The organism is Caulobacter sp. RHG1 (assembly GCF_013181195.1).
GTDB lineage: Bacteria > Pseudomonadota > Alphaproteobacteria > Caulobacterales > Caulobacteraceae > Caulobacter.
Genome location: NZ_SMZP01000001.1, coordinates 271,715 through 297,750, shown reverse-complemented (window position 1 = coordinate 297,750; position 26,036 = coordinate 271,715). Strand labels below are relative to the sequence as shown.

Sequence of the window (26,036 nt, the reverse complement as noted above, 5' to 3'; positions counted from 1 at the left end):
CCGACGCCTAGTCTCCGGCCGCCGCGGGTGTTCGCGGCGACCTATGGGGGACTGGCGCGGGCGGCGGGCAGCTGTCGCGCGCCGACAGTGGATCGGGCAAGCGACATGGCGAATTTCGACGGCGACGCGAACGACAACGTCCTGACGGGTGGCGAGGAGAGCGACACCCTGAACGGCGGCGGCGGCAACGATCTGCTGTTCGGCGCCGGCGGCGCCGATACGCTGAACGGCGGTGATGGCCATGACGTGCTGCACGGCGGCGCGGGCGACGACGCCATCCATGGCGGCGCGGGTGGCGATACGGCCGCCTGGGAATTGCCGGACGACGTGATCGACAAGCTCCGGATCGTCAACGGCGCCAGCGCCAACGAGATGATCGTCGAGCGTTTCGAAGGCTCGACCACCGAGGCGCTGTTCCGCATCACTACCGGTCAGGCGGGCGTCACCGTCACGGGGCTCAATTCACAGAGCGGTCAGGGGACCGACACCCTCACCAGCATCGAAGCGCTGCGGTTCTTCGTGCCCCAGCGCGACGAGAACGGGGTGGTCTCCGTTCGCTACAGCGTTTCGGTCAACTTCGGCCCGACGCCGTGGGGGAACCCGACCACCAAGGCTGGCGGCGTCAATGGCAGCGGCGGCGACGACACGATCAACCTGTTCGACTTCCACGGCGACAAGGACGCTAGCTGGACCTTCACGGTCTTCGCCGTCAGCGGCGCCGACACCGTCCACGGCATGGCCAGCGCCGACACGATGCACGGCGGTCCGGGCAACGACAGCCTGTTCGGCGCCGGCGGGGCCGACACGCTGAACGGCGGGTCGGGCGACGACTATCTGATGGGGGGCGAAGGCGACGACACGATCGACGGCGGCCAGGATCGCGACACGGCCGCCTTCGGCCTGCCCACCGGGACGGCCGGGACCTTCCGCGCGGTGGCGGGAACAGGCCCTGACGCGGGCAGCACGATCATCGAGCTGGTCAACAACGGAACCGGCGTGGCGGTATTCAAGGTCACGCCGGGCGGTCAGCCAGGCTCGGCGACGGTCACCGGCCTGGGCATGGCGGCAAACCTCGGTACGGACACCGTGACCAATGTCGAGGAACTGCAGTTCCAGGTCTTCAACACCCCCTTCAACCCCGCCCAGTCGTTAAACGTGAGGATCGCGCCCAACGCCTGGGTCTATGAGCCGAACCACAACATCGGGGTGGATGGCACGGACGGCGCCGATGTCATCGACCTGGCCAACTACCACCAGGGCAAGGACGCCAGCTGGGAGCGTTTCGTCAACGCCGGCGCTGGCGCCGACACGGTCACGGGGACGGGGTTCAACGAGCATCTGTTCGGCGACGCCGGCGACGACGTCCTGAATGGCGGTGGCGGTCATGACGAGCTGAAGGGCGGCGCGGGCGACGACACCCTCGATGGCGGCGCTGGCGGTGACGCGGCGTCGTGGGAGCTGCCGGCCGACATGGTCGGCAAGCTGCGGATCGTGGACGGCGCGAACGCCAGCGAGAAGATCGTCGAGCGCTTCGACGCCTCGACCGCCGATCAGCTGTTCCGCATCACCATCGGCCAGTCCAGCGTGACGGTGACTGGTCTGGGCGCCCAGGCCGACAAGGGCGTGGACACCGTGACCAACATCGAGGAGCTGCGGTTCTTCGTCTTGGGTCGGCCCAGCGACGGCGTCTCACTGTTCTTTGGTCCAAGCCCTTGGGCGGACACTGCCAACAAGCAGGGGGGCGTCTCCAGCGGCGACGCCAACGACATCATCCACTTGACCGATTTCCACAGCGGCAAGGACACCAACGTCTGGACCTTCACGGTCAACGGCGGCGGCGGCGACGACCAGATCCACGGCATGGGCAGCGCTGACACGCTACGGGGCGGGCAGGGAGCGGACTCCCTCTTCGGCAACGACGGCGCCGACTCGTTGTTCGGCGACGCCGGCGACGACTACCTGATGGGCGGCGGCGGCAATGACGCGATCTACGGCGGAGCCGGGACCGACACGGCCTCGTTCGGCCTGCCGACCGGCACGCCGGGCACGTTCCGCTCGGTGCAGGGCGCGGGCGCCGACGCCGCCGCCTGGTTCATCGAGATCGTCAACGGCGCCGACGTCCAGCGGGTCTTCAAGGTGGTTCCGGGGGGCGTGAGCGCGCCGACCTTGGTGACGGGTCTGGGCATCGCCGCCAACCTGGGCACGGACACGCTGACCAATGTCGAGCGGCTGCAATTCCAGGTCTTCAACACCCCGTTCAATCCCGACCAGTCGCTGGAGTTCAAGCTGGGCCCGACGCCCTGGGTCTATGAGCCCAATCACGATGTCGGCGTCGACGGTTCGGAGTTCGGAGACGTCATCGACCTGAACGTCGTCCACCAGGACAAGGACATCTCCTGGGATCGCTTCGTGAACGGCAGGGGCGGCGACGACAGCATCTACGGCAGCGCGTTTGGCGACACCCTGAACGGCGACGCCGGGAATGACACGATCTATGGCAACGAGGGTTCCGACACTCTGAATGGCGGCGCGGGCGACGACGCTCTCAACGGGGGCGCGGGCGGTGATGTCGCGGCCTATGAGATCACCGTCACGGGCAAGCTGCAGGCGGTGGCGGGCGCCAACGCCAACGAGACCCTGATCCAGCGGGTCGATGGCGGCGTCACCGAGACGCTGTTCCAGGTCACCTATGGCGAGACCAACATCACCGTGAAGGCCCTGGGCGCCTATGCGGCGACCTATGGAACCGACACCTTGAGCTCCATCGAGGAGATCCGCTTCTACATCGTGGGCCGTCCCAGCGACGGGACTTCGATCTATCTGGGCCCGGCGCCCTGGGCCGACGAGCCCAACAAGATCGCCGGCGTCAACGGCGGTCCGGGCGACGATGTGATCCGGGTGACCGAGTTGCATGCGGGCAAGGATTTCTCGGCCTGGACCTCTCGCGTTACGGCCGGGGCGGGCAACGATCAGGTGTACGGAACGCCGGGCGTCGACACGCTCAATGGGGGCGAAGGGAACGACTACCTCTTTGGCGACGCGGGCAACGACACGCTGAACGGCGGCAATGGCAACGACAATCTGAATGGCTGGCAGGGCGATGACGCTCTGAACGGCGGGCTTGGAGAAGACACCGCCAGCTATAGCCTGGCGGACAATACGCCCGGTCAATTGCGGCTCGTTCGAGGAACCGGCGTCGATGCGGGCGACTGGTTCGTCAATATCGTCGACCAGTCCAGCAGCACCGCGCTGTTCCGTATCGTCAAGCTACCATCGGGAGACGCGCAGATCACGGGTCTGGGCCCGGCGGCATCGCATGGGACCGATACGCTTTCCAGCGTCGAGCACATGCGCGTCAACGTCACGCAAGGCGGCGTGCTGCAGTCGTTCTCGGTCAACCTGCGTCTGGTGGTGTCCAGCAACGAGGCCCAGAAGTACGCTAACGTCATCGGCTCGATCTACGACGACACCATCACCATGGATGTCGCTCATCCGGGCAAGGACGGGACTTGGAACCGCTACATCAGCGGCGGCGCCGGTAACGATACGCTGCACGGCTCAGCCTATCGCGACACTCTGGACGGCGACGCCGGCGACGACATTCTCAACGGCAACGATGGCGACGACTACCTGCGCGGCGGCGGCGGCGACGACGCGCTGAATGGCGGGGCGGGGAACGACACGGTCGGCTACTTCGCCGCAGACGACACGCCGGGGACGTTCCGAATGGTCCAGGGGACCGGAAGCGACGCTGGTCTGTGGTTCGTCGAGATCAGCGACGGGACTGCGACGGAGCGGCTGTTCAGCGTCAAGAAGCTGCCGTCCGGGGCCTTCGAGGTCACCGGCCTGGGCCAGGCGGCCGGCGCCGGGACCGACACGCTGAGCAGCATCGAGACGCTGCATCTCTATGTCCGCCAGAACGGCGTCGACCTGGGCATGAACTTCAACATCGCCCCGACGGCCAGCACCTACGTCAACGGCGACAACAAGAGCGCCAGCGTCTTCGGCTCGATGTTCGGCGACACCATCAACGCCGCCGACTATCACCAGGACAAGGACGCGACCTGGAACCGCTACGTCAACGGCGGCGAGGGTGACGACACGGTCAACGGCTCGGACCTGAAGGAAACCATCGACGGCGGCGCCGGGGCCGATACCCTGAACGGCGGTGGCGGCGACGACTATCTGAATGGCGAGGCCGGCAACGATACGCTGGACGGCGGCGCGGGCGCCGACATCGCCGGCTTCCGTCTGCCGGCCGGCACGGTCGGCACGCTGCGCGCCGTGGCCGGGACGGGCGGCGACGCCGGCGCCTGGTTCATCGAGCTGGTCGACGGCGCAACTGTCACCCAGGTCTACAAGGTCACGCAGGACGGCGCGGCCTACAAGGTCCAGGGGCTGAACCTGATGGCCGGGGATGGCCTGGACACCGTCACCAACGTCGAGCAGCTGCACTTCTACGTGCTGAACAACAGCTCCAGCAGCCAGTTCGCCCAACTGCGCCTGGCTCCGGCGCTGTTCACCTCGACCGCCAACAACACCAAGCAGGTCTGGATCGAAGGCTCGGTCGGCGGCGACGTTCTCGACGCTGACGCGCTATTCAACGGGTACGATGCGACCTGGATGCGGTCGGCGCGCGGCGGAGCCGGCAATGACACCATCAACGGCGGCGCGGCCAACGAGTCGTTCTGGGGCGATGACGGCGACGACACGCTGAACGGGGGCGGCGGCGACGACCGACTGACCGGCGGCGCGGGCAACGACACGATCAGCGGCGGCGCCGGAGCCGACATCGCGATCTTCAACCTGCCGACGGGCGCGCCCGGCAGCTATCGCGCCGTAGCCGGCAGCGGCGCGGACGCGGCGGCGACCTTCGTGGAGCGGGTGGACGGCGACACCGTCGAACGGGTCTTCAAGATCACGACCGCGTCGGACGGGACGGTCACCGTGCAGGGCCTTGGCTCAGCCGCGGGCCTGGGAACCGACACCCTGACCGGCGTGGAGACCCTGCAGTTCTTCCCCGAACCGTTCAACCAGAGCCGGTTCCTGAACGTGCAGATGTCGACCTCGGTCAGCGCCGTCACGAACGGCGTTGCGACGGTCAATGGCACGATCCTGGCCGACACCCTCGACGCCGCGGCGCTCTATCCCTCGGCGGGCGCGAACGTGCGCATCGTCGTCAACGGCAATGCCGGCAACGACACGCTGAAGGGGCATGAGGGCGTCAACTGGCTGTTTGGCGGGGCGGGCGACGACCATCTGTTCGGCATGGGCGGCGACGACCTTCTGGGGACGGACGCCGGCGTTGATTCCTACGACGGCGGCGAGGGGTTCGATCGTCTGTCCTTCGCCAACGTCCTCGCCACCCAGGGCGCGATCGCCGACCTCGCCACGGGCCAGATCGCCAACGACGGGTTCGGCAACGCCGAGACCATGACCAGCATCGAGTCCCTGGGCGCAGGCACGGTCTTCGCCGACACGTTCTACGGCGATGCGGCGGGGAACCTGCTGACCGGCGGAACAGGCGACATCATCGACGCCCGGGGCGGCGACGACACCATCGTTCTGCACGGGGCCGCGGCCAGCCTGGACGGCGGCGCGGGCATCGACTCGCTGCGCATGGACTCGGTGCGCTTCACCGGGGTGAATACGGCCCGCACGGACTTTGTTCGCGAAGGCGCCCGCAACGGCGTCACGATCGACCTGTCCAGCGAGAAGATCATCGACGACGGCTTCGGTGGCGGCGGCGATGTGCGCAACATCGAGAACGTCACCGGCGCGGCGCTGAACGACACGCTGATCGGTGACGGCGCCAACAACGAACTCTACGGGCTGGCCGGCAACGACGTCCTGATCGGCGGCGACGGTGACGACACCCTGATCGGCGGGCTAGGCGACGACACGATGATCGGCGGCAAGGGCGTCGACACCGCGCTCTATCTCGGAAACCGGGCGGGCTATCTGGTCACCGCCACGGCCGGCGGCGGTTACACGGTCAAGGACATCAACACCGGCGACGGCGACGACGGCCTGGACACGCTGAGCGGCGTCGAGACCCTGAGGTTCGCGGACGGCGTGGTGTCCCTGGCGCCCGGCGTCTCGATTGGCCCGGCGACGGTCAGCGCGAACGAGGGCAATTCCGGCGTCACCTATTTCGACTTCACCGTCACGCGCGACGCTACGACCTCGGCCCTGGTGCTGCCCTATGTCATCGCGCCCGGCGAGACGAACGGCGTCACCGACGCCGACATCTCCGGCATGGTGGGCGGGGTTCTGAAGGGCTCGGTTTCGTTCGCGGCTGGCCAGGCCACGGCGACGGTCCGCGTGCCGGTCATCGGCGATGCGGCGATCGAAGAGGTTGAGACCTTCACCGTCACCCTCAGCCAGCCCGACGTCGGCGCGGTGCAGTTCATCCGCCAGCAGGCCACCGGCCGGGTCCTCAATGACGACAACGCCACCAACATCCCGTCCAGCTGGGCGCGAGGGATCAACTTCGGCGATCCCCACCTGGTGACGCTGGATGGCCTGCAATACGAGATGCAGGGCGTCGGCGAGTTCACCCTGGTCAAGAGCACCACCGGTCCGGCGGTCGATGTCCAGGTCCGCACGGCGGCGGTCAACGCCTTCGCGTCCGAGATCACGGCCATGGCCACCAAGGTCGGCGCGGCGCGGGTCACGGTCGACGGGACACGGACCGACGCGGTTTGGGTCGACGGCGTGGCGCTGACCTTCCCGACGGGCCAGACGACCGTCGCGGTCGGCGGTGCGGGCGGGGGCTCGATCAGCCGCTATTCGCAGAACGGCACGGAAGGCTGGCTGATCTCGTACTCCGGCGAGACCAAGGCCGCGGTGATCGTGCTGGACCTGGGCGATCGCCTGGACGTCTCGTTCGCCACCGACCCCAGCCGCGCCGGCCAGTTCCAGGGCCTGCTCGGCAATTTCGACGGCAATGCCGGCAACGACCTGGCCCTGCCCAACGGCACGCCGATGACGCAGCCGGTGTCGTTCGCCGACTTCTACGGGACCTATGTCAACGCCTGGCGCGTGACGCAGCCAGCGTCGCTGCTGGACTATGCTGCGGGCCAGACGACGGCGACGTTCACCGACCTGGCCTTCCCGCCGGCCCAGGCGACGGTCGGCGACTTCCCGGCCGATCTGGTCGCCGCGGCCGAGGCCGCGGCCACGGCTGCCGGCATCACCGACCCTGCGCTGAAGGCGGCGGCGGTTCGCGACTACCTGCTGACCGGCGACGCGGGCTTCCTGGCCTCGGGCGCAGGCGCTTCGGGCACGGCCCCGCCGACCGTCAGCGCCGATGTCGGCCCTTCGGCGACGGTCGCTCAGTCCGTGGGCGTAGGCGCAGCCGTGACTGCCCATGACGAAGGTCATGGCGGCACGGAAGCGAGCTACACGTTCAAGATCTACCGCACCGGCAGCTCGGGCGCGCTCGATGTGGATTGGTCTGTGACGGGCCAGGTGTTCGAGGGGGCGTCGGTTGCGGCCAACGCCGCCGACTTCGCCGCGGGCCAGGCCCTGACGGGCCAGGCCCTGACGGGCCAGGTGTCCTTCGCCGCCGGCGAGACCGAGAAGCTGGTCACCATCCGGGTCAAGGGCGACGGGGACTACGAGCAGACCGAGGGCTTCAGGTTCAGCATCACGCCGACCACCAATGTTCCGGTTATCGCCGGATCGGTGCAGGCCACGATCGTCAACGACGACGCGCCGCCAGTGCCGGAAGTGGCCTTCACCACCAGCGTGGTCAGCCATTCCGAGGGCGACAGCGGAACGGTCGCCTACGTCTACACGGTCGCTCGGACCGGCTCGACCACCGGCGTCAGCACCGTGAACTGGGCGGTGTCTGGCGATGTCGATGCGGCCGACTTCGGCGGGACCTTGCCGAGTGGCGCTCTGACTTTCGGAGCGGGCGAGACCAGCAAGACGATCACCCTCCAGGTCTCGGGCGACACGACCTTTGAGCCGACCGAGAGCTTCAAGCTGTCGCTGAGCGGCGCGGTCGGGGCGACGATCGGCCTGGGCGCGGCCATCGGGGCGATCATCAACGACGACACCGCGCCGGTGACCACAGTGGGCTTCGCCGCCGCGACCGTCATCCAGAAGCAGGAAGGCGCAGGGACCACGGTCTACGAGTACGTCGTCATGCGCGGCGGCGACGTCTCCGCGGCTAGCACGGTTGCGTGGTCGGTCGGCGGCGGTACGGCCAACGCCGCGGACTTCGTCAACGGCGCCTTGCCCAGCGGTGTTGTCAGCTTCGACGCCGGCGCGACCAGCGCGACGATCCAGGTCTCGGTGGCGGGCGACGCGGTGGTCGAGGCCGATGAGACCTTCACGGTGACCCTGGCCAGCCCGTCGATCGGCGGACTGACCTACGCGACGGCCCAGGGCGTGATCCTCAACGACGACACCACGCCGCCGCCGTCGAGCGGGGGCGGCGGCAACGGCGGCGGCAATGGGGGAGGCGGGCAGGAGCCGCCGCCCAAGCCGACGGTCGAGGCCATCAAGGTCGCGTTCGGCGCCCTAACCGGCGTGAGCAACGACAAGGCGCAGGCGCCGACCATCACCCTGCCGGACGGCAAGGTGGTTCCCAACCCGGTCTATCTGGAGAACCAGGCGCTCACCAAGCTTCTGGAAGGCTACAACGCCGGCACGGTGACCCAGGCCCAGGTGCAGGCGGCGATCGTCGAGTACGCCGAGGACACCTCCATGGTGGCTCTGCAGGCCTACCAGTTCTTCACGGGCAAGACGCCGAGCAAGCTGGGTCTGACCTGGCTGATCGACAGTCCCGACAACCCCAACGACCTGACCGATCCCGCCTTCGTGCTGTTCAACGTGGGTAACCGCTTCATCAACTTCGCGGTGAACCTGGGGCGCTTCGGCGAGGGGCATGACACGTTTGCCAAGGACTACGGCGGGCTCAGCTTCGAGGCGGCTGTCGCCAAGGCTTACGAGTCGATCATCGGGCGCAGCGCCGCCCAGGCCGACGGCGTCAATGTCGACGCGGCCATCCAGTACCTGGTCAGCCAGAAGGACTACTTCATGGCTGTCGGAAAGGACGACGTCGGGGCCAAGGCGGCGATGGTCGGCTTCGTCATGTACGTCGGGGTCGAGTTCAGCGTCGGCAAATACTACGACGCCACCGTCGATTATCTCGGCGACATGTTTACCGGGACGCCCACCTACAACATCGACCTGATGGGCGCGGCCTCGTCCAGCTTGATGACAGCGGATCTCCACTAGGCGCACTGGCTGCTGGCGGAGCGAAAGGCGACGCCAGCAGCATTTTTCAGCGCCCGCTGACTTCGAGACCGTTCCGAGCGACCGCGGCTGCGCCGGAAGCCGTCCCGGCCCGTCTGATCGCAAGGTCCGAGCAGGGCGGCTTCGCGGCGGGTCAGCGCCCGGTAGTCGCCTTGGGAGACGCCGCGAGGGCCTTGGCTCGGCGCGCCTGCAGGCGTTTGACGCATCCGCGAGCGCCGCGTTCGAAGACGCACATGTTGCGCTGCTTCGACCACTCCAGCTGATCAACTTGCAACGCATCCAGGCTGTCCGGCGACAGCGCGGTGGCGCGCCGATACGCCGCCTCAACCTGGCGAGCGCCTTCGAGAAGGCCGGGGTCCTCGCAGATCAAGGTGTCGACCGCATAGACGCGGGCGGCGCAGTCCAGGTTCGGCGACCAGGCCGGCGGCGGCGGCACGGGCGCCTGGGCCCGTGCTGGCGGCACCACGATCGCCAGACAAGCGATCAGCAGGCCGCCTAGCGTTTGGGGGACGCGCATCGACCGATCCGGATCAGGGTTTGGCGGCTTCTTCCGGCACCGGCGCAGTCGAGGGCGCCGACGGCGGGCCAGCCGTGAACAGGTGTGTGTCGGGCGCTCCGCCCTTCACCTTGGCGGCGTCCTCGCAGAACACGGCCTTGTCCTCGATGTGCGAGCCGATCATCGCGCCGGAGCTCATGCCCAGGAACATGATCACCGCGTCGTGCTTGTGCTGCTTCTCGGCCGGCGTCTCCCCGGCGGGATCCAGCGCCAGCACGGCCTCGACCGCGCGCCCCATCTTCGCCGCGTCGACCTCGAGGTCGGAGCATAGCGACGAGGCGGCCATGAAGTAGCCCATGTTGAGGATGCGGCCCTGCTGTTCGGCGGTGAAGGTCGGCGACATCAGCTCGGTGACCAGCTTGCCGGCTTCCTGGCGGGCGGCCTCCTTGCCGGTCGTGGGCGGCGCGTCGGTCTTGGCGGCGGGCTTGGGGCTGCAACCGGCGACAAGCGCGACTGCGACCAGGGAGAACGAAAGCGTCTTGAGGCGTTGCATGGTCTCGCTCCGGGCCTAGTAGCGATAACGGAATTCGCGGGACGTCCAGGACGCCGAATAGCCTCGGCTGCCCTCATAGCAGGCGCGTTGTGAGGGGTAGCACCAGACGCCGCTGGTCGGAGAATAGGGCGGGTCGTTGCGGCGATCGCGATCCCTATCCCGGTCGCGATCCCGATCCCGGTCCCTGTCACGGTCCCGATCGTCGTCGTGCTTCTTGGACGAGGCGGCGGCCGCGGCCAGGATACCGATCGCCAGGGCGCCGGCGACGATCGCGCCGCTGTTGTCCTTCTTGCCGCGACCGGAGTTGCACTCGGAGTCGGGGCGGCGGTCGATCGTGTCGTAGCGACCGTTGTCGATGAACAGGTTGATGCACTCGCGGTCGCGGGCGTTCCACCAGTACTGGACGCCGCCATCGGTGTGATCGAGCGCGTAGCCGCGATTGCGCAGGCTGTTCTCGCCCTGGCCGGCGCGGGCGCCGATCAGGTCGCGGGGCTCGGCCACGGCCGCCATCGAGGTGGAGAGGACGGCGATCCCCGCCGCCGCTGACACCAGACTTCTCAAGGTCTTCGACATCACGAACCTCCATGCGAGCAAGGGATTGCAGCATAGTTGCAGGGTGTGACGCTTGCTACAAGCGGTGGAGTTCAGGTCAGGGCGACACGCCGATGCGGGCGTTGGTGGGCGGCGCCGGCGCGGCTTCGAGACGTTCGACCAACCGCTCCATCGGCCCCTGGTCGATCTGGATCGTGCCGCTGCGCGCGCGGTCCAGATCCAGGATCAGGGTCAGGGCCAGCGTCAGCAGCAGGAACAACAGGCCCGAAACGATCCTGTGCTGGTGACGGCCCGACGGAAGGGTGTAGCCCAGTACGGCGGCGACCACGGACGCATAGAGGATCAGTACGACGATGATCGTCGTGGGCAGGGGCGCATTGTGAGCGGCTTCGCGCGAGACGCCGACCGCCAGGGCGTCGTTGATCGACTGGATGACCAGCGGGGCGAACGGACGGTCGCGGACGTTGCGGACGGCGATCAGGGTCTCGCGCTGGATCTGTCGACGCAGCGTCTGGGAGGCCTCTTCGAACGGCGGCTTGTCGACGGAATCCGCATTGCCGTAGAGCACGCGCGTTTCGGCGTAGCGCCGCACCAGTTGAACCAGCTGACCCGAGGCGGGCTGGTCCAGCAGGCGCACGCGCATGTCGGCGGTGTTCAGCGCGGCGGCCTCGGCCACCAGCAGGTTGTAGCGGGCCTCATAGCGATCCAGCGCCAGGCCGAAGGTGAAGGCGATCAGCAGCGACAGCAGGCCAAGAACGCCCGACAGGACATAGCCGGGGTGGTCTACGCCTCGCCCGGGCGCCCAGCGCCGCGTCGCCCAGGCCGAGGCCTCCCGAATGCCCAGCAGGGTCAGGAACAGGGCGCCGGAAATGAGGGGCAGCGAGGCCTGGTTGAGGAGCTTGTCCATGTCAGTCCATGACCGGCGAGGCGACCGCGCTGGCGATCAGCAAAGCGGCCGGGGAAGCCTTCAGAAAGCACGCTGTCGCGACCGGGACGGCGCGCAAGCAGCGGATGAAGTCCATCTGGAGAGCCTTGTTGGCCACGATCGTGATCCGGTGAATCAGGCGGCGGAAGATGATCTTTCGGCGACAATTCCAGATTGCGCTTGGCAACGTAAGCCCACCTCGCGATGGTTGCGCCCGGGACAGGAGGCGGCATGGCGGGCGAGGCGGTCTTTTGGTTCCTGCTAGCTCTGCCGGTGCTGCTCGGCTTCAGCGTCTGTATCGAGGCCCCGGAGGACCTGCATGGGCGGCTTTGAGGGCGGGCAAACCCGCTTTCCCAAAGCCTCGGAGGTCTCCTAGGAGTTGAGTTAACTTGAGGTCGCGGCTGGACGTATGAACGACCTTCCGTGGCCTTGCCCGCATTTCAATCGGAGAGGCAAACATGCGACGTTCGGCGACCACCCTGACCTTGACCATGCTCCTGGCTTTCTCGCCCCTGGCCACGGCCATGGCGCAAACTACACCCTCCGACGTCCGCGATCTCGTTGGCGCGCGCGCCGCGGGGGGCGAGGCCCAGCTTCAGGCTCGTGGCTACGTCAATGCCGGTGGCCAGACGGGTGACGACCGGAAATGGACCTATTGGTGGAATGAGCGTCGCGGTGTCTGCCTGTCGGTCGCGACGGTCAATGGCCGCTACGACTCCATCGTCGCCACGCCGGCGCCCGACTGCCGCCGACCGGCTCCTGGCCGTCCCACCACCTTGCCCGGCCCGGTGGGCGGTCCCGTCGCCAACGGCCGCACCGAGGACATCCGCTTCGATCGCGGCGCGTCGTCTGCCACCCGGCGGGGCCTCGTGCGGGGCTACGAGACCATGACCTACACAATCGACGTCCGCGCCGGGCAGTCGATCAACGTCTCGCTGCAAAGCTCCAACCGCTCGGGCTATTTCAACGTCACCGCGCCGCGTTCGGATCAGGCCGTGTTCAACGGCTCGACCAGCGGCAATCGCTGGCGTGGGCGCGCGGCGACCAGCGGGCGCTACAAGATCGAGATCTATCTGATGCGCAACGCCGCGCGGCGCGGCGAGCAGTTGCGCTACACCCTGGACGTCGGCGTCGGTCGTTAGAGATCTGAGAATGAAGTCAGCATTCGGGATCGCGAGCGCCGTTGTCGCGGCGCTCGTTCTGCTCGCCGGCGGGGCCCAGGCGCAGGGCGCGAAAACCAGCTCGCCCGCCGAGCTGGCGCGCTTGGCCGACCAGCTCAAGCCCGGCGAGTGGGTCTGGGCGCCGCAGATCGCGGTGGCCGGGCCGCTGCTGGTCTATGTCGATCTCTCGCGCCAGCGCGCCACCGTCTATCGCAACGGCGTGCGGATCGCGGTCAGCACCATCTCGTCCGGACGCGAGGGCTTCGAGACGCCGACGGGGGTGTTCACGATCCTGCAGAAAGACGCCGACCACCGGTCCAACAAGTACAACAGCGCGCCCATGCCCTATCAGCAGAGGCTGACCTGGGACGGGGTGGCGCTGCATGCCGGCGGACTGCCGGGGTATCCTGAGAGCCATGGCTGCGTGCACCTGCCGATGGGCTTTGCGCGGGCGCTGTTCGGGGTGACCAAGCTGGGCGCCACCGTGGTGGTGGCGGGCGACGCGGCCGACCACATGCGCACCAGCGATTCCAGCCTGCTGGCCCCGATCGACGCGACGGGCGCGCAGACGGCGCCTGCCGCCCTGGACAGCGACGCCTGGCGCTGGACGCCGGAGAAGGCGGTCCAGGGACCCTTGACCATCATCGTCTCCAAGCACGACCAGGCGATCGTCGTCCTGCGCAACGGTGTCGAAATCGGCCGCAGCGTCGCGGCGATCGATGACGACGATCCCGGCACGCACGTGATCAACCTGACCGTCGGCAAGGATGGCGCGCCACGTTGGCTGTATGTCGCGTTGCCGGGCCATGCGGAGGAAGAAGGGCGCGAGCTGGACGAGGCGGCGATCAACCGCGTGCGCGTGCCCCAGGGCTTCTACACGGCGGTGAAGGGCGCGTTGACGCCTGGCGCCACGATCCTGGTCACGCAGTCCAGCGTCGGCGAGAGCGCAGGCCGCAGGCTGACGATCCTAGATGCGGTGACGCCTCTGCCCTGATCCGCATCAGCGCGGGGCAGGTCATGAAAACATCAAAAGCCGAGAATTGATCTCCCTAGGGTTGAGGCTTACGAATTGACGTCGTTAGCCGGTCGGGGGAGATCATGGCCAACTACGCGCATCTGTTCACGCTGCGACGGCTGTGGACCGTCCTGGTCGTCGGCCTCGTCGCGATGTTCTCGGTCCTGCTGTTTTTCGGGCGCGAGATCTACCACGCCGCCCCGCCGACGCCTGAGGTGGTGCGAACGAGCGAGGGCCGGACCCTGTTCGTCCGGTCCGACATCCAGCGGGGTCAGGCCGTCTGGCAGGCGATGGGCGGCATGCAGCAGGGCTCGATCTGGGGGCACGGCGGCTACCTGGCGCCAGACTGGAGCGCCGACTGGCTGCACCGCGAAGCGACGGCTCTGCTCGACATTCGGGCCAAGGCTGAGGGCGCAGGTTCGCACGGCGCTCTGAACGCCCGCGAGCGCGCTTCCAACGCCGCCGAATTGCGCGTCGACATGCGCCGCAACACCTATGATCCCAGGACCGGCGCGATCACCATCGCGCCCGACCGGGCCGCCGCGATCGCCGTCGTTCAGGAGCACTACCGCGATCTTTATCAGGCGCGGACGCCCGAGGCGCGTGCGCTGCGCGTGGACTATGCGTTCCCCGTCCACACGCGGCTGAGCGACGCCGACGCCCAGGCCCTGACCGCCTTCTATTTCTGGACGGCGTGGGCCGCCACGACCGAGCGTCCAGGCAAGACCATCACCTACACCAGCAACTGGCCGCATGAACCTCTGGTCGGCAATGGGCCGACGGCTGCGGTGTTCCTGTGGTCGATGATCTCGATCATCGTGCTTCTGGGCGGGATCGGCGCTCTGGTCTGGTACTACGCCCGCGAGTTCGACGCCTGGCGCGCTGACGGAACACCCGACGGCGGGTTTGCCGCCAGCGACTTCATGGACAGCGTCACCGTGTCGCCGTCGATGTTGGCGACGCGAAAGTACTTCTGGGTCGTCATGGCGCTGTTCGGCGCACAGGTGCTGCTGGGCATCGTCACCGCGCACTATCAGGTCGAAGGGCAGGGGCTGTACGGCCTGCCGTTCTCCGAGATGCTGCCCTATGCCGTGACCCGCACCTGGCACACGCAGCTGGCGGTGCTGTGGATCGCGACGGCCTGGCTGGCGACGGGTCTCTACGTCGCGCCGCTGCTGTCGGGACACGAACCGAAGTTCCAGGTCTGGGGGATCAACTTCCTCTTCGTCAGCCTGTTGATCATCGTGGTCGGCGCCTTCGCCGGCCAATGGGCGGCCGTGAATGGCTTCTTCAAGGACCTGACCGCCAACTTCTGGTTCGGTCACCAGGGGTATGAGTACACCGACTTCGGCCGCTTCTGGCAGATCTACCTCTTCATCGGCCTGATGCTCTGGGTGGTGCTGGTGTTGCGGGCGCTGTGGCCGGCGCTGCGCCGCAAGGGCGGGGTGTCCCTCGTTCTGCTGGTCGCGGTCTCCACGGTGTCGATCGGCCTGCTGTTCGGGGCCAGCCTGATGTGGGGTGAGAAGACCCACATCTCGATCATGGAGTACTGGCGCTGGTGGGTCGTCCACCTGTGGGTGGAAGGCGTGTTCGAGGTGTTCGCCACGGCCATCGTCTCGGCGCTGCTGGTCCGCATGGGCCTGGTCCGACCGTCCGTGGCGGCGACCTCGGTGCTGTTTGCGACCATCGTCTTCCTGGGTGGCGGCGTGCTGGGCACCTTCCACCACCTCTATTTCAGCGGCACGCCGATCGGCGTCATCGCGCTGGGTTCGGTGTTCTCGGCGCTGGAGGTCGTGCCGCTCGCGGTCGTTGGCTTCGAGGCCTACAACCGCTCAAAGCAGGAGGGGCAGCACGACTGGGAGGCGGTCTATCGCTGGCCGTTCCGCTTCTTCGCCGCGGTGCTGTTCTGGAACCTGGTCGGCGCGGGCCTGCTGGGCTTCCTGATCAATTCGCCGATCGCCCTCTATTACATGCAGGGCCTGAACACGACCGCCTCGCACGGCCACGCGGCGCTGTTTGGCGTGTACGGCATGCTGGGCTTGGGGCTGATCCTCTACTGCCTGCGCGGCCTGACCGACCCCAGCCGCTGGAACCAGCGCGCGCTGTCCATCGCCTTCTGGTGCCTGAACATCGGCCTTGGGATGATGACCTTGCTGTCGCTGCTGCCCCAGGGGCTGTGGCAGACCTATGTCTCGTTCAACGATCACTACGCTGCGGCCCGGTCAGCAGAGCTGATGCACCACCCGATCATGGAGGGGCTGGTCTGGGGGCGTGTGCCGGGCGATGTCGTGTTCGCCATCGGCGTAGGCGCGTTCGTGGTGTTCTTCGTCCAGGCGTTCTTCCAGCGGAAGGCCAACTGAGAGGCGCGCTCTTGGGGAGAACCAGTCTGCCATCGCGATGGCCCGACGTCAGCTTCGACTAAAACAAGGCTTGGAAAAGATAAGGCGGCCAAAGGGCGGATCGGCGACCTGATGGCGCCCTACTCACCCCGGCGGGGGATCATCACTGATCCAAGTCTTTAGGAGAATGGTGGGTGTAGTAGGATTCGAACCTACGACCCGCTGATTAAGAGTCAGCTGCTCTACCAACTGAGCTATACACCCATTCGACGTTTCGAAGCACTTGCGAGCCCCGGCGGCGAGGCGCGGAACATACTCAATGAATTTGGGAGCGCAAGCGCTTTTTTCATGGCCAGACGAGATATCAGCGGAGCGGTGGATTTCGCCTACCTGGAAGGGTTTGCGGCAGGGGACTCCGGGGTGGTCGATGAGGTGCTGGCCCTGTTCCGCGAACAGGCCGCGCTGTGGGCCCCGATGCTGGATCCGACCCATCCTGGCTGGCAGGACGCGGTGCACACCGTGAAGGGCGCCGCGCGGGGCGTGGGGGCCTTTCAGCTGGGTGAGGTGTGCGAGCGCTGCGAGGCAGGGCAGGAGAGCCTGGAAGCCGTGCGCACGGCCCTGGATGTGGCGCTGATGGATATCGCCGCCTATGCGCACGAGCAGGCGCTCAAGTCGCTGAAGGGCTGAAGTCTGACGCAGGCTTAATTGGCGAACGCGGCGGCGGTTGCGTAGAACGAAGGGACATCAAGAGGAGACCGTGATGCCCCCCAGCCCTTGGAGCCACCAGCGCAGCGCCGGTGTCGCCGACGACATCGACTTCGAGATCAAGGGCGAGGAGCTGCAGTTCGTCGAGATCGAGCTGGATCCGGGCGAGAGCGCCGTGGCCGAGGCCGGGGCCTTCGTCTGGAAGGACGCCAGCGTCCAGATGACCACGGTGTTCGGCGACGGTTCGGCCGATCAGGGCGGCGGGGTGATGGGCAAGCTGCTGGGCGCCGGCAAGCGCCTGGTCACCGGCGAGAGCCTGTTCACCACCGTCTTCACCCATCACGGCCAGGGCAAGGCGCGCGTGGCCTTCGCCTCGCCGACGCCGGGCTCGATCCTGCCGCTGAACCTGGGTCAGCTGGGCGGCACGCTGATCTGCCAGAAGGACAGCTTCCTGGCCGCCGCGCGCGGGGTGTCGATCGGCATCCACTTCCAGAAGCGGGTGATGACCGGCCTGTTCGGCGGCGAAGGCTTCATCATGCAGCGCCTGGAAGGCGACGGCTGGGTGTTCGTGCAGATGGGCGGCGCCCTGGTCGAGCGCGAGCTGAAGCCGGGCGAGGAGCTGCACATCGATACGGGCTGCGTGGCGGCCTATACCCCCAGCATCGACTTCGACCTGGTGATGGCCGGCGGCGTCAAGAACGTGCTGTTCGGCGGCGAAGGCATGTTCTTCGCCCGTCTGCGCGGTCCGGGAAAGGTCTGGATCCAGTCGCTGCCGTTCGCGCGTCTGGCCGGGCGGATGTTGCAGGCCGCGCAGGGCGGCGGCGGCAACCGCGGCGAAGGCTCGGTGCTGGGCGGCATCGGCCGGATGATCGACGGGAACTAGGGGCGAGGCGGAGCGCCCCCTCCGGCGCTTCGCGCCACCTCCCCCGTTGCATGGGGGAGGAGAGAAGGTTTCATCCTCCCCTGCGCAGCGGGGGAGGTGGATCGCTGCGGATACGCAGCGAGACGGAGGGGGCGCTAGGCGCTAGCCCCGCGTCCGATCCCAGCTGTCGTACTCATGCGCGATGCAGCGGTCGATCAACGTGCGCCAGACGGGTTCGGCGATGGCTTCGGACAGGCCGGACTCGCGCGCGGCGGCCTTGACCTTGTCGACGACGTCCTCGATCCGCGCGCGGTCGAATACCTTGGAGCGGTCGGCCTTGATGCGGGCGGCGGCGTCCATGAAGCCCTGACGCTCGGTCAGGAGCAAAACGAGGGCCCGGTCCAGGGCGTCGACGCCCTGGCGCACATCGGCCATGGTCTGGCAGTCGGCGGGCGCGAGGTGCTCGTCGACGTTGAGAGTCGTGATTTTCATGGGCTCCTTAAAGCCGGTTCCGCAGCGCAAAACCAGAGCTGTACGGGCTTAAATCCCCGAGCCGTTGTCCAGGGTCTGCAGCGCCGCCTCATGGGCTTCGGCCTCGGTCTTCAGCCAGGTGACGAAGGCTTTCACCTGGGGCAGGCGGCCCTTGGCCTTGGGGTGGACGACGTAATAGGCGAAGTCGACCGCCGTGCTGGCCTCGAACGGGATGACCAGGCGGCCCGAGTCGAGATCGGCCTGGGCCAGGGTGCGCTTGGCCAGGGCGACGCCGCGGCCGTTGGCGGCGGCCTCGATGACCATGCTGGACTGGTTGAAGCGCGGGCCCCGGGCGCCGTCGACGCCCTTGATGCCGCGCGCGGCCAACCACATCGCCCAGTCGGGGCAGCTGTCGTCGGCGTCGGGCGAGCCGTCGTGCAGCAGGATGTGGTGGGCCAGGTCCTCGGGGCGCTCCAGGGCGTTCTGTTCCAGAAGCTCTGGGCTGGCGACCGGCACGACGGTCTCGTGCATCAGCCGGATGACTTCCAGGCCCGGATAGCGGCCCGAGCCGTAGCGGATGGCCATGTCGACCTCGCCGGTGGCGAAGTCCACGACCTCCATGCCGGCCGACAGCCAGACGTCGACCTGGGGGTGGGCCTGCTCGAACTTGCCCAGACGCGGCACCAGCCACTTGGCGGCGAACGAAGGGGCGGCGGTCAGGGTCAGGCGGCGGCCGTCGACGGCGGCGGTCAGCAGGGACGCGGCCTCGGCCAGGCGGTCGAACGCCTCGCGCAGGGCGGGCAGGGCGGTCTGGGCCGCATCGGTCAACAGCAGGCCCTTGGGCGTGCGCTTGAACAGGGCCGCGCCGACATAGTCTTCCAGGTTCTGGATCTGCTGGCTGACGGCGCCCGGCGTCACCGACAGTTCGTCGGCGGCGCGGCTGAAGTTCAGGTGGCGGGCCGCGGCCTCGAACGCGCGCAGGGCGTTCAGTGGCGGCAGGCGGCGGCGCTCGTTGGGTCTTTCCATAGTTTTACTGAACGCCCCGGCAGAAGTCCTTGTTTGCGAATTGGCCTCTTCAGGCCGAGTTTGCAAGCGTTCGCTGACGGATAGGCCCTTTTCGTCGGCGTGCATGCGCGGGGTCGTCTTTAGGGGCGACCCCGCCTTGCGTTCTACCGTTTTATTCCGACCGCGTTGATAGAGGTTCTAGAGCCGATGGCCCGCTCGCCGGTGCGCAACAACAAGCCCGGCCTCGTCGTCCTTGACGGCAGCGCGACCCCGCGCACGCCGGGCGCCGTCTGGCTGGTGGGCGCTGGCCCGGGTGACCCCGAGCTGCTGACGATCAAGGCGGTCAAGGCCCTGGCGGCCGCCCAGGTGGTCGTGCATGACGGCTTGGTCTCGGAAGAAATTCTGGATCTGTCGCCGCCCTATGCCCGCCGCATCGACGTGGCCAAGCGCAAGTCGCGCCACACCCTGCCGCAGGACGACATCAACCAGCTGATCGTGGCCCTGGCCCTGGAAGGCCTGAACGTTGTGCGTCTGAAGGGCGGCGACCCGTTCCTGTTCGGCCGCGGCGGCGAGGAGCTGGCCGCCTGCCGCGCGGCCGGCGTCGACTGCCATGTCGTACCCGGCGTCACCGCCGCCCTGGCCGCCAGCGCCGGCGCTGGCGCCCCCCTGACGCATCGCGGCTCGGCTCAGGCCGTCACCTTCGTCACCGGTCATGCCGCCCACGGTGAGCCGGATCTGGACTGGGCTTCGCTGGCCCGTCCGAACCAGACCGTCGTCGTCTATATGGGCGTCTCGACCGCCGGGCTGATCGCCGAGCGTCTCACCGCTGCTGGCCGTGCGACCTCGACCCCGGCCCTGATCGTCGAGAACGCCAGCCGCGCTGACGAGCGCCGGGTGCTGACGACGCTGGCGGGCTTGGCGCAGGCTGCTCAAGGCCTGACCGGCCCGGCCCTGCTGATGGTCGGCGAGAGCATGGCCATGGCGCAGCAGGCGCCCGTTGATGTAAGCGGCGCTGCAAACTGGGTCCCCGCTGTCGCGGGGATGAGCGGGAATTTCGAATGAAAGCCATCGTCGCCAACCGCCTGCTCGACGGCGATGTCGTGTTCTGGAGTTCTGGCCAATGGGTCGAGAGCCTGGGCGACGCTCAGCTGTTCGGCGAAGGCTCGGAAGCCGAGCTCGACGCCGCCGTGAACACCGGCAAGGGCCAGCCCACCGTCGTGGTCGACGTCTATCCGATCGACCTGGCGCCGTCCGAAGGCCACTGGGCTCCGGTCAGCTATCGCGAGCGCATTCGCGCCCTCGGCCCCACCAATGAACCCACGCACGGCAAGCAGGCTGAGGGCGGCGACGTCATCGACGCCCTGCGCCACGCGGTGGGCGCGGCCCGCTCGACCGGCCGCGTCGATCTGATCCGCAGGAAGTAGAGCGGCATGTACCAGTACGACGTCATCGACAAAGAATTCCTGGTCGACCGCTCGAACGAGTTTCGCGGCCAGGTCGTCCGCCGGCTGGCGGGCGAGCTGACCGAGGACCAGTTCAAGCCGCTGCGGCTGATGAACGGCCTCTATCTGCAGCTGCACGCCTACATGCTGCGGGTGGCGATCCCCTACGGCTCGCTGAACCCGGCCCAGGCCCGCCGCCTCGCCGAGATCGCCCGCGACTACGACAAGGGCTATGGCCACTTCACCACGCGCCAGAACATCCAGTTCAACTGGATCAAGCTGAAGGACGCGCCGGACATCCTCGACAAGCTGGCCGAGGTCGACCTGCACGCCATCCAGACCAGCGGCAACTGCATCCGCAACACCACCTCCGACCCATACGCCGGCGCGACCTCGGAAGAAGTCGACGATCCGCGCGTGTGGTCGGAAGTGATCCGCCAGTGGTCGACCCTGCACCCGGAATTCTCGTTCCTGCCGCGCAAGTTCAAGATCGCCATCACCGCCTCGGCCAAGGACCGGACGGCGGCCAAGGTGCACGACATCGGCCTGCTGATGCGCCAAGGCCGCGACGGCGCGCTGGGCTTTGAGGTGATCGTCGGCGGCGGGCAGGGGCGCACGCCCTATGTCGGCCCGACCATCAAGCAGTTCCTGCCGACCGACCGTCTGCTGAGCTACCTGGAGGCCGTCCTGCGCGTCTATAATCGCCACGGCCGCCGCGACAATATCTACAAGGCCCGCATCAAGATCCTGGTCGCCGCCCTGGGCGCTGAGGAATTCGCCAAGCAGGTCGAGGAAGAGTGGGAAAAGATCGACGCCGCGCGCGCCGACCTGCCCGTCGCCGAGCTGAACCGCATCCGCAACGCCTTCGCCAAGACGCCGTTCGAGACCCTGCCGGCCCGTTCGGAAGCCTTTGAGATAGCCAAGGCCAACGAGCCTGCCTTCGCCCGCTTCGTGCGCAACAATGTCCGGGCCCACAAGCAGCCGGGCTATGCGATCGTCGAGATCTCGCTGAAGGCCCAGGAGCAGACGCCGGGCGACGCCTCGGGCGACCAGCTGGACGTCGTGGCCGACTTGGCCGAGCGCTACGGCCTGAACGACCTGCGGGTGACCCACGCCCAGAACCTGGTCTTGCCGCACGTCAAGCTGGACGACCTGCCGACCGTGTTCGCGGCCCTGCAGGCCCACGGCCTGGCGACGCCGAACATCGACCTGATCAGCGACATCATCGCCTGCCCGGGCCTGGACTACTGCGCGCTGGCCAATGCCCGCGCCATCCCGATCGCTCAGGACATCGCCCGCCAGTTCGCCGATCTGGATCGCGCCGAGCAGGTGGGCGAGCTGAAGATCAAGATCAGCGGCTGCATCAACGCCTGCGGCCACCACCACGTCGCCCACATCGGCATCCTGGGCGTCGATAAGAAGGGCGAGGAATTCTACCAGCTGTCGCTGGGCGGTTCGGGGGCGGAAGACGCCTCGATCGGCAAGATCCTGGGCCCGGCGCTGTCGGCTGACCGGGTCGCCACCGCTGTCGACCAGCTGGTCGGCGCCTATCTGAACGTCCGCGCCGACGGCGAGCGCTTCCTCGACACCTATCGCCGCGTCGGTCTCGAGCCCTTCAAGGAGGCGGTCTATGCCCAGGCTGATTGAGCTGGTTGGCGCTGAGGCCCGCTGGGCCGACGACGCCTTCGTCCATGTCGCCGACGAGGACGTGACGCCGGAAACGGGCGACGTGATCGTGTCCCTGGCCCGTTTCCAGGCCGAGGGCGAGGACCTGCTGGCCTCCAACAGCCGCCGCGTCGGCGTGCGCATCGAGTCCGACCAGGAGGTCGAGGTTCTGGCCTACGACCTGCCGCGCATCGCCGTGGTGGCCCTGGCCTTCCCGAAGTACCGCGACGGCCGCGCCTACACCTCGGCCCGCCTGTTGCGCGAGCGGTTCAAGTACGAGGGCCAGATCCGCGCCGTGGGCGACGTCCTGCAGGAGCAGGCCGGCTTCATGGTCCGCTGCGGCTTCGACGCCTTCGAGCCGGCCGATGGCGCCACGCCCGAGGCCTGGACCAAGGCCGCCAGCCGCTTCCGCCACGTCTATCAGCGCGCCGCCGACGATCGTCAGGTGGCGTTCGAGGAACGGGGCAACTGATGGCCTTCGACCAGACCACAGCCAACGCGCCGGGCCTCGCGGCCCGGCTGGACGCCGAGTTGCGCGACGCCCATCCGGCGACCGTGCTGCGCGCGGCCTATGCCGAGTTCGGCGAGCGGCTGGCCCTGGTCTCGTCGTTCGGCGCGGAATCGGCGGTGCTGCTGCACCTCACCTCGCAGATCTCGCAGAACATTCCGGTGCTGTTCCTCGACACCGGCATGCTGTTTGGCCAGACGCTGGATTACCGCAAGAACCTCGCCATCCAGTTTGGCCTGACCGACGTGCGCGACCTGCGCCCGGCCTTCGCCGACCTGGCCACCCAGGACCCCAAGTCGGACCTGTGGCGCACCAGCATCGACGGCTGCTGCAACATCCGCAAAGTCCTGCCGCTGGACCGCGCCATCGGCGGTTTCGACGCCTGGATCACCGGCCGCAAGCGCTTCCACGGCGGCGACCGCCTGAGCCTGCCGGTGGTCGAGGAGGCCGAGGGCAAGATCAAGTTCAACCCGCTGGCCAACTGGGCCAAGGCCGAACTCGAGGCCTATGTTGAGGAGCACCGCCTGCCGGCCCACCCGCTGGTGGCGCAAGGCTACGCTTCGATCGGCTGCTGGCCCTGCACCAAGCCGTCGGAAGATGGGCGGTCGGGGCGTTGGCAGGGGCAGGAAAAGACCGAGTGCGGCATCCACGTGGCGCGCGCGCCGGGCGTGGCGCCGAACGTGGGCGGGGATATCTAGAACTTGCCCCCACCTGACCGCGCGCCAGCGCGCGGTCGTCCGCCCCCGGAGGGGGCAGACGGAGAGGCCCCGGCCGTCTTCCCCCTACGGGGGAGGAGCGCGAAGCGCGGAGGGGGCAAGTGAGTGACTAATCCCCCGGCCTATACGTCCGCACCGCGTGCGCCTTCACGTCCTCGGGATAGAAGTACACGTCCCGCAGATTGCCGATCACATACCGCCCCGCCTGGTCGTTGAAGTGCGGGGAGGCCGGGTCGCCGCTTTCGCCGCCGGCCGAGATCGCCCGGGCGCGGACCTTGTCGCCGAACTCGACGACCGCCACGAAGCTGTTGCCGAGCGTCCCATAGTACTTCTTGGTCCCCGGCCAGCGCTTGGCCCCGAACGAGGCCAGGGAGCCCCACTGGGCCGAGGTGAAGGCCACCGGCAGGCTGGGCTTGCTGTCGTCGAAGGTCTGGACGATGGCGCCGTCATTGCGCTGGAAGCGGTTGATCTGGTCCCACGGCGTCTTCCAGGATCCGAAGTCGGCGGTCAGGCGATCGGACGCTTCGGCCAGGGCCGCCAGCTTCTCGGCCGGCGTCAGCTTGTCGGCCATGTAGTCGTAGGTGTTCAGCCCCTGGGCCTTGGCGGCCGGCGCGGCCTTGGCCCACATCGCTTCTCCCCAGAACACGGCCAGCGAGGTCTCGGTCGAGCGCAGCGACGATTTCTTGTCCCAGGCGGCCAGGGCCGCGACCTGCTCGGCCAGCTTGGGATCAGGGGCTGAGGCATAGGCCGCCTCCAGCGTCGGGATCAGGCGGGCGAAGGCGGTCAGGTACGGGTCGTAGGCCTTCTCGATCAGCCCGCCCAGGGTCAGGTTCTTGACGTCCTTCAGCACCAGCTCGGCGTGGAGGCCGCGCGGGTTCTCGCCGAAGGTGTCCATGTACTTGGGGAAGTCGGCCTTCTTCGGGCTGTAGGGGCCGGCGGCGGTGTAGGGCCAGTTGTTGGTGTTGAAGGCCCAGCCGTTCGGCGGATTGATCGCCTGCGGGGCCTTGTTCAGGGCGGTGAGACCCTTCCAGTCGGTGGCGGGGTCCGAGCCATCCACCGGCTTGGTGTAATCGAAGCGGTCGTCGCGGACGGGGATGAACTGTGGGTGCAGATAGGCGATCTGGCCCTTGGCGTCGGCGAACAGGGTGTTGTTCGACGAGTTGGCCTTCAGCTGCGCCACCTTCATGAAGCTCTGCAGGTCCGTGGCCTTGGTGCGCAGGAACGACTGCTGCAGGGCCGCGACCGGCTTGTTCATCAGGGCGATGCTGATCCACTTGCCGTCGGCTTCGCGCACGATCGGGCCGTGGTGGGTCTTGAAGACGGTGAACTTGCGTTCCGCCATCGTCCCGTCGGCGGCGCGGTAGGGGACGGCGATGACCTCGCTCTTCAGCGGCCGCAGCTCGGCGCCATACTTGTAGAACCGCTGGCCGTCCTTCTCGACGATGGTCTCGGCGAACTCGTCGACCACGTCGACGCCGCTGGAGGTGTGCATCCATCCTGCACGAGCATTGAAGCCCTGATAGATGAAGAACTGCCCCCAGGTCGTGGCGCCATAGGCGTTCAGGCCTTGGTCGGATGAGACCTGCATCTCCGAGCGGAAGAAGAAGCTGGTGTGCGGGTTGATCAGCAGCATCGCGTGACCCTCCAGCGTGTTCTTCGGGGCGATGGCGAAGCCGTTCGAACCTGTGGGCTCCTTGAACAGCAGGCCCTTCTCGTCCGCCGTCATGGCGATCTGGCGCTGGCCGTAAAAGGCCTCCAGCTGGGTCAGGGCCACCTTCTCGATGTCGCCGCCGATGCTGCCTTCCGAGAAGCTGAGCGCCATCCACGGCTCGAACTGGGTGATCACCCGCGGCTTCACGTTCGGATGGGTCGCCAGGTAGAAGTTCAGCCCGTCGGCCCAGCCGTTCATCAGCGCCTTCAGCCAGGCGGGGCTCTTGGCGTAGTCGGCCTTCAGCACGGCCGGATCGATGAACAGCTTCTGGCGCAGGTCGGCCCAGATCGCCTTCTCGCCGTCCGCCTCGGCCGTGCGGCCCAGGGCGGTCATGAAGTTGGCCTCGACCCGGTTGAAGTCGTCCTCGGCCTGGGCGTAGGCCATGCCGAACACCGCGTCGGCGTCGGTCTTGCCGTGGATGTGGGCGATGCCCCAGTCGTCGCGGGTGATCTGGACGGCGGCCGCGCGGGTCTTCAGGCGGGGGAGGTCGTCTTGAGCGGCATGGGCCGGAGTCGTGGCGAGCACCGTGGTCGCCAACAAGGCCATCAATAGTGTGCGCATGCGCCCCTCAAACCGCTCATCCCCGCGAAAGCGGGGACCCAAGCCGAGTTTGAAGAGGAATTCTGGTCCGCTCTGCAAGC

Annotated in this window: 19 protein-coding genes and 1 tRNA gene; 11 read left to right on the top strand and 9 right to left on the bottom strand. The window is 67.8% G+C overall.

The features are described 5' to 3' along the window. The first annotated feature begins 105 nt into the window (after positions 1-105). Positions 106-9,252 carry a Calx-beta domain-containing protein gene (locus E1H18_RS27160; RefSeq protein WP_172262974.1) on the top strand — a complete coding sequence of 3,049 codons (9,147 nt, stop codon included), beginning with the start codon at positions 106-108 and terminating at the stop codon, positions 9,250-9,252. Positions 9,253-9,403: 151 nt separating this feature from the next. On the opposite strand, the gene E1H18_RS01425 is transcribed toward E1H18_RS27160, so the two are convergent. The 5 genes from E1H18_RS01425 to E1H18_RS27065 form a co-directional block, all read right to left on the bottom strand. Then, positions 9,404-9,787: a hypothetical protein gene (locus tag E1H18_RS01425; protein WP_172262972.1), complete on the bottom strand. Its 384-nt coding sequence runs from the start codon at positions 9,785-9,787 to the stop codon at positions 9,404-9,406. A 13-nt stretch (positions 9,788-9,800) separates the two neighbouring features. Then, positions 9,801-10,319, bottom strand: coding sequence for a hypothetical protein (locus tag E1H18_RS01420; protein WP_172262970.1), 519 nt, complete (start codon positions 10,317-10,319; stop codon positions 9,801-9,803). Positions 10,320-10,334: 15 nt separating this feature from the next. After that, a complete protein-coding gene (locus tag E1H18_RS26345; protein ID WP_194247826.1) occupies positions 10,335-10,892 on the bottom strand; it encodes a hypothetical protein in 558 nt (185 codons plus the stop codon). Between the two features lie 76 nt (positions 10,893-10,968). Continuing rightward, positions 10,969-11,778 (bottom strand): hypothetical protein, encoded by an 810-nt coding sequence (locus E1H18_RS01410; RefSeq protein WP_172262968.1) that lies wholly within the window; start codon positions 11,776-11,778, stop codon positions 10,969-10,971. A 1-nt stretch (position 11,779) separates the two neighbouring features. Then, the gene (locus E1H18_RS27065) at positions 11,780-11,914 is read right to left on the bottom strand and encodes a hypothetical protein (protein ID WP_255500737.1); all 135 of its coding nucleotides are present in this window, start codon (positions 11,912-11,914) and stop codon (positions 11,780-11,782) included. A 340-nt stretch (positions 11,915-12,254) separates the two neighbouring features. On the opposite strand from E1H18_RS27065, the gene E1H18_RS01405 reads away from it, so the two are divergent. The 3 genes from E1H18_RS01405 to E1H18_RS01395 all read left to right on the top strand — a co-directional run bounded on the left by E1H18_RS01405 (position 12,255) and on the right by E1H18_RS01395 (position 16,331). Then, positions 12,255-12,938 carry a hypothetical protein gene (locus tag E1H18_RS01405; protein WP_172262966.1) on the top strand — a complete coding sequence of 228 codons (684 nt, stop codon included), beginning with the start codon at positions 12,255-12,257 and terminating at the stop codon, positions 12,936-12,938. Positions 12,939-12,948: 10 nt separating this feature from the next. Then, a complete protein-coding gene (locus tag E1H18_RS01400) occupies positions 12,949-13,950 on the top strand; it encodes a L,D-transpeptidase (RefSeq protein WP_172262964.1) in 1,002 nt (333 codons plus the stop codon). A 104-nt stretch (positions 13,951-14,054) separates the two neighbouring features. Then, positions 14,055-16,331 (top strand): nitric-oxide reductase large subunit, encoded by a 2,277-nt coding sequence (locus E1H18_RS01395; RefSeq protein WP_172262962.1) that lies wholly within the window; start codon positions 14,055-14,057, stop codon positions 16,329-16,331. Between the two features lie 167 nt (positions 16,332-16,498). Here E1H18_RS01395 and E1H18_RS01390 read toward each other — a convergent pair. Continuing rightward, a tRNA-Lys gene (locus E1H18_RS01390) sits at positions 16,499-16,574 on the bottom strand. 84 nt (positions 16,575-16,658) lie between these two features. Here E1H18_RS01390 and E1H18_RS01385 point away from each other — a divergent pair. Both E1H18_RS01385 and E1H18_RS01380 read left to right on the top strand, forming a co-directional pair. Beyond that, positions 16,659-16,997 (top strand): Hpt domain-containing protein, encoded by a 339-nt coding sequence (locus tag E1H18_RS01385; RefSeq protein WP_172262960.1) that lies wholly within the window; start codon positions 16,659-16,661, stop codon positions 16,995-16,997. A gap of 73 nt (positions 16,998-17,070) precedes the next feature. Further along, positions 17,071-17,898: a TIGR00266 family protein gene (locus E1H18_RS01380; RefSeq protein ID WP_172262958.1), complete on the top strand. Its 828-nt coding sequence runs from the start codon at positions 17,071-17,073 to the stop codon at positions 17,896-17,898. 141 nt (positions 17,899-18,039) lie between these two features. On the opposite strand, the gene E1H18_RS01375 is transcribed toward E1H18_RS01380, so the two are convergent. Then, positions 18,040-18,369, bottom strand: a complete 330-nt coding sequence (locus E1H18_RS01375; protein WP_172262956.1) for a chorismate mutase — start codon at positions 18,367-18,369, stop codon at positions 18,040-18,042. A gap of 48 nt (positions 18,370-18,417) precedes the next feature. Further along, positions 18,418-19,374 (bottom strand): transcriptional regulator GcvA, encoded by a 957-nt coding sequence (gene gcvA / locus E1H18_RS01370; RefSeq protein WP_172262954.1) that lies wholly within the window; start codon positions 19,372-19,374, stop codon positions 18,418-18,420. Positions 19,375-19,560: 186 nt separating this feature from the next. Here gcvA and cobA point away from each other — a divergent pair, with 186 nt between their 5' ends. The 5 genes from cobA to E1H18_RS01345 are packed head-to-tail and all read left to right on the top strand — an operon-like array spanning position 19,561 to position 23,666. Continuing rightward, positions 19,561-20,415: a uroporphyrinogen-III C-methyltransferase gene (cobA, locus tag E1H18_RS01365; protein WP_172262952.1), complete on the top strand. Its 855-nt coding sequence runs from the start codon at positions 19,561-19,563 to the stop codon at positions 20,413-20,415. Further along, a complete protein-coding gene (locus tag E1H18_RS01360; RefSeq protein WP_172262950.1) occupies positions 20,412-20,777 on the top strand; it encodes a DUF2849 domain-containing protein in 366 nt (121 codons plus the stop codon). Before cobA ends, E1H18_RS01360 begins: the two co-directional genes overlap by 4 nt. Positions 20,778-20,783: 6 nt before the next feature. Continuing rightward, the gene (locus E1H18_RS01355) at positions 20,784-22,442 is read left to right on the top strand and encodes a nitrite/sulfite reductase (RefSeq protein WP_172262948.1); all 1,659 of its coding nucleotides are present in this window, start codon (positions 20,784-20,786) and stop codon (positions 22,440-22,442) included. Then, complete coding sequence (locus E1H18_RS01350; RefSeq protein ID WP_172262946.1) at positions 22,426-22,932, top strand: DUF934 domain-containing protein; 507 nt, start codon at positions 22,426-22,428, stop codon at positions 22,930-22,932. Before E1H18_RS01355 ends, E1H18_RS01350 begins: the two co-directional genes overlap by 17 nt. Beyond that, complete coding sequence (locus tag E1H18_RS01345) at positions 22,932-23,666, top strand: phosphoadenylyl-sulfate reductase (RefSeq protein WP_172262944.1); 735 nt, start codon at positions 22,932-22,934, stop codon at positions 23,664-23,666. The genes E1H18_RS01350 and E1H18_RS01345 overlap by 1 nt, the downstream gene beginning before the upstream one ends. A 127-nt stretch (positions 23,667-23,793) precedes the next feature. Here E1H18_RS01345 and E1H18_RS01340 read toward each other — a convergent pair whose 3' ends face one another. Further along, entirely contained in the window at positions 23,794-25,941 is a 2,148-nt protein-coding gene (locus E1H18_RS01340) for an acylase (RefSeq protein WP_370526411.1), read from the bottom strand. Positions 25,942-26,036: the final 95 nt, after the last annotated feature.

Excerpts from the sequence above, each read along its gene's own strand:
- E1H18_RS01425 (WP_172262972.1), bottom strand. The coding sequence starts at position 9,787 with ATGCGCGTCCCCCAAACGCTAGGCGGCCTGCTGATCGCTTGTCTGGCG.
- E1H18_RS01385 (WP_172262960.1), top strand. The coding sequence starts at position 16,659 with ATGGCCAGACGAGATATCAGCGGAGCGGTGGATTTCGCCTACCTGGAA.
- gcvA (WP_172262954.1), bottom strand. The coding sequence starts at position 19,374 with ATGGAAAGACCCAACGAGCGCCGCCGCCTGCCGCCACTGAACGCCCTG.
- E1H18_RS01355 (WP_172262948.1), top strand. The coding sequence starts at position 20,784 with ATGTACCAGTACGACGTCATCGACAAAGAATTCCTGGTCGACCGCTCG.
- E1H18_RS01350 (WP_172262946.1), top strand. The coding sequence starts at position 22,426 with ATGCCCAGGCTGATTGAGCTGGTTGGCGCTGAGGCCCGCTGGGCCGAC.
- E1H18_RS01375 (WP_172262956.1), bottom strand. The coding sequence starts at position 18,369 with ATGAAAATCACGACTCTCAACGTCGACGAGCACCTCGCGCCCGCCGAC.
- E1H18_RS27160 (WP_172262974.1), top strand. The coding sequence starts at position 106 with ATGGCGAATTTCGACGGCGACGCGAACGACAACGTCCTGACGGGTGGC.
- E1H18_RS01360 (WP_172262950.1), top strand. The coding sequence starts at position 20,412 with ATGAAAGCCATCGTCGCCAACCGCCTGCTCGACGGCGATGTCGTGTTC.
- E1H18_RS26345 (WP_194247826.1), bottom strand. The coding sequence starts at position 10,892 with ATGTCGAAGACCTTGAGAAGTCTGGTGTCAGCGGCGGCGGGGATCGCC.
- E1H18_RS01400 (WP_172262964.1), top strand. The coding sequence starts at position 12,949 with ATGAAGTCAGCATTCGGGATCGCGAGCGCCGTTGTCGCGGCGCTCGTT.
- E1H18_RS01405 (WP_172262966.1), top strand. The coding sequence starts at position 12,255 with ATGCGACGTTCGGCGACCACCCTGACCTTGACCATGCTCCTGGCTTTC.
- E1H18_RS01340 (WP_370526411.1), bottom strand. The coding sequence starts at position 25,941 with ATGGCCTTGTTGGCGACCACGGTGCTCGCCACGACTCCGGCCCATGCC.
- cobA (WP_172262952.1), top strand. The coding sequence starts at position 19,561 with ATGGCCCGCTCGCCGGTGCGCAACAACAAGCCCGGCCTCGTCGTCCTT.
- E1H18_RS01395 (WP_172262962.1), top strand. The coding sequence starts at position 14,055 with ATGGCCAACTACGCGCATCTGTTCACGCTGCGACGGCTGTGGACCGTC.
- E1H18_RS01420 (WP_172262970.1), bottom strand. The coding sequence starts at position 10,319 with ATGCAACGCCTCAAGACGCTTTCGTTCTCCCTGGTCGCAGTCGCGCTT.
- E1H18_RS01410 (WP_172262968.1), bottom strand. The coding sequence starts at position 11,778 with ATGGACAAGCTCCTCAACCAGGCCTCGCTGCCCCTCATTTCCGGCGCC.
- E1H18_RS01380 (WP_172262958.1), top strand. The coding sequence starts at position 17,071 with ATGCCCCCCAGCCCTTGGAGCCACCAGCGCAGCGCCGGTGTCGCCGAC.
- E1H18_RS01345 (WP_172262944.1), top strand. The coding sequence starts at position 22,932 with ATGGCCTTCGACCAGACCACAGCCAACGCGCCGGGCCTCGCGGCCCGG.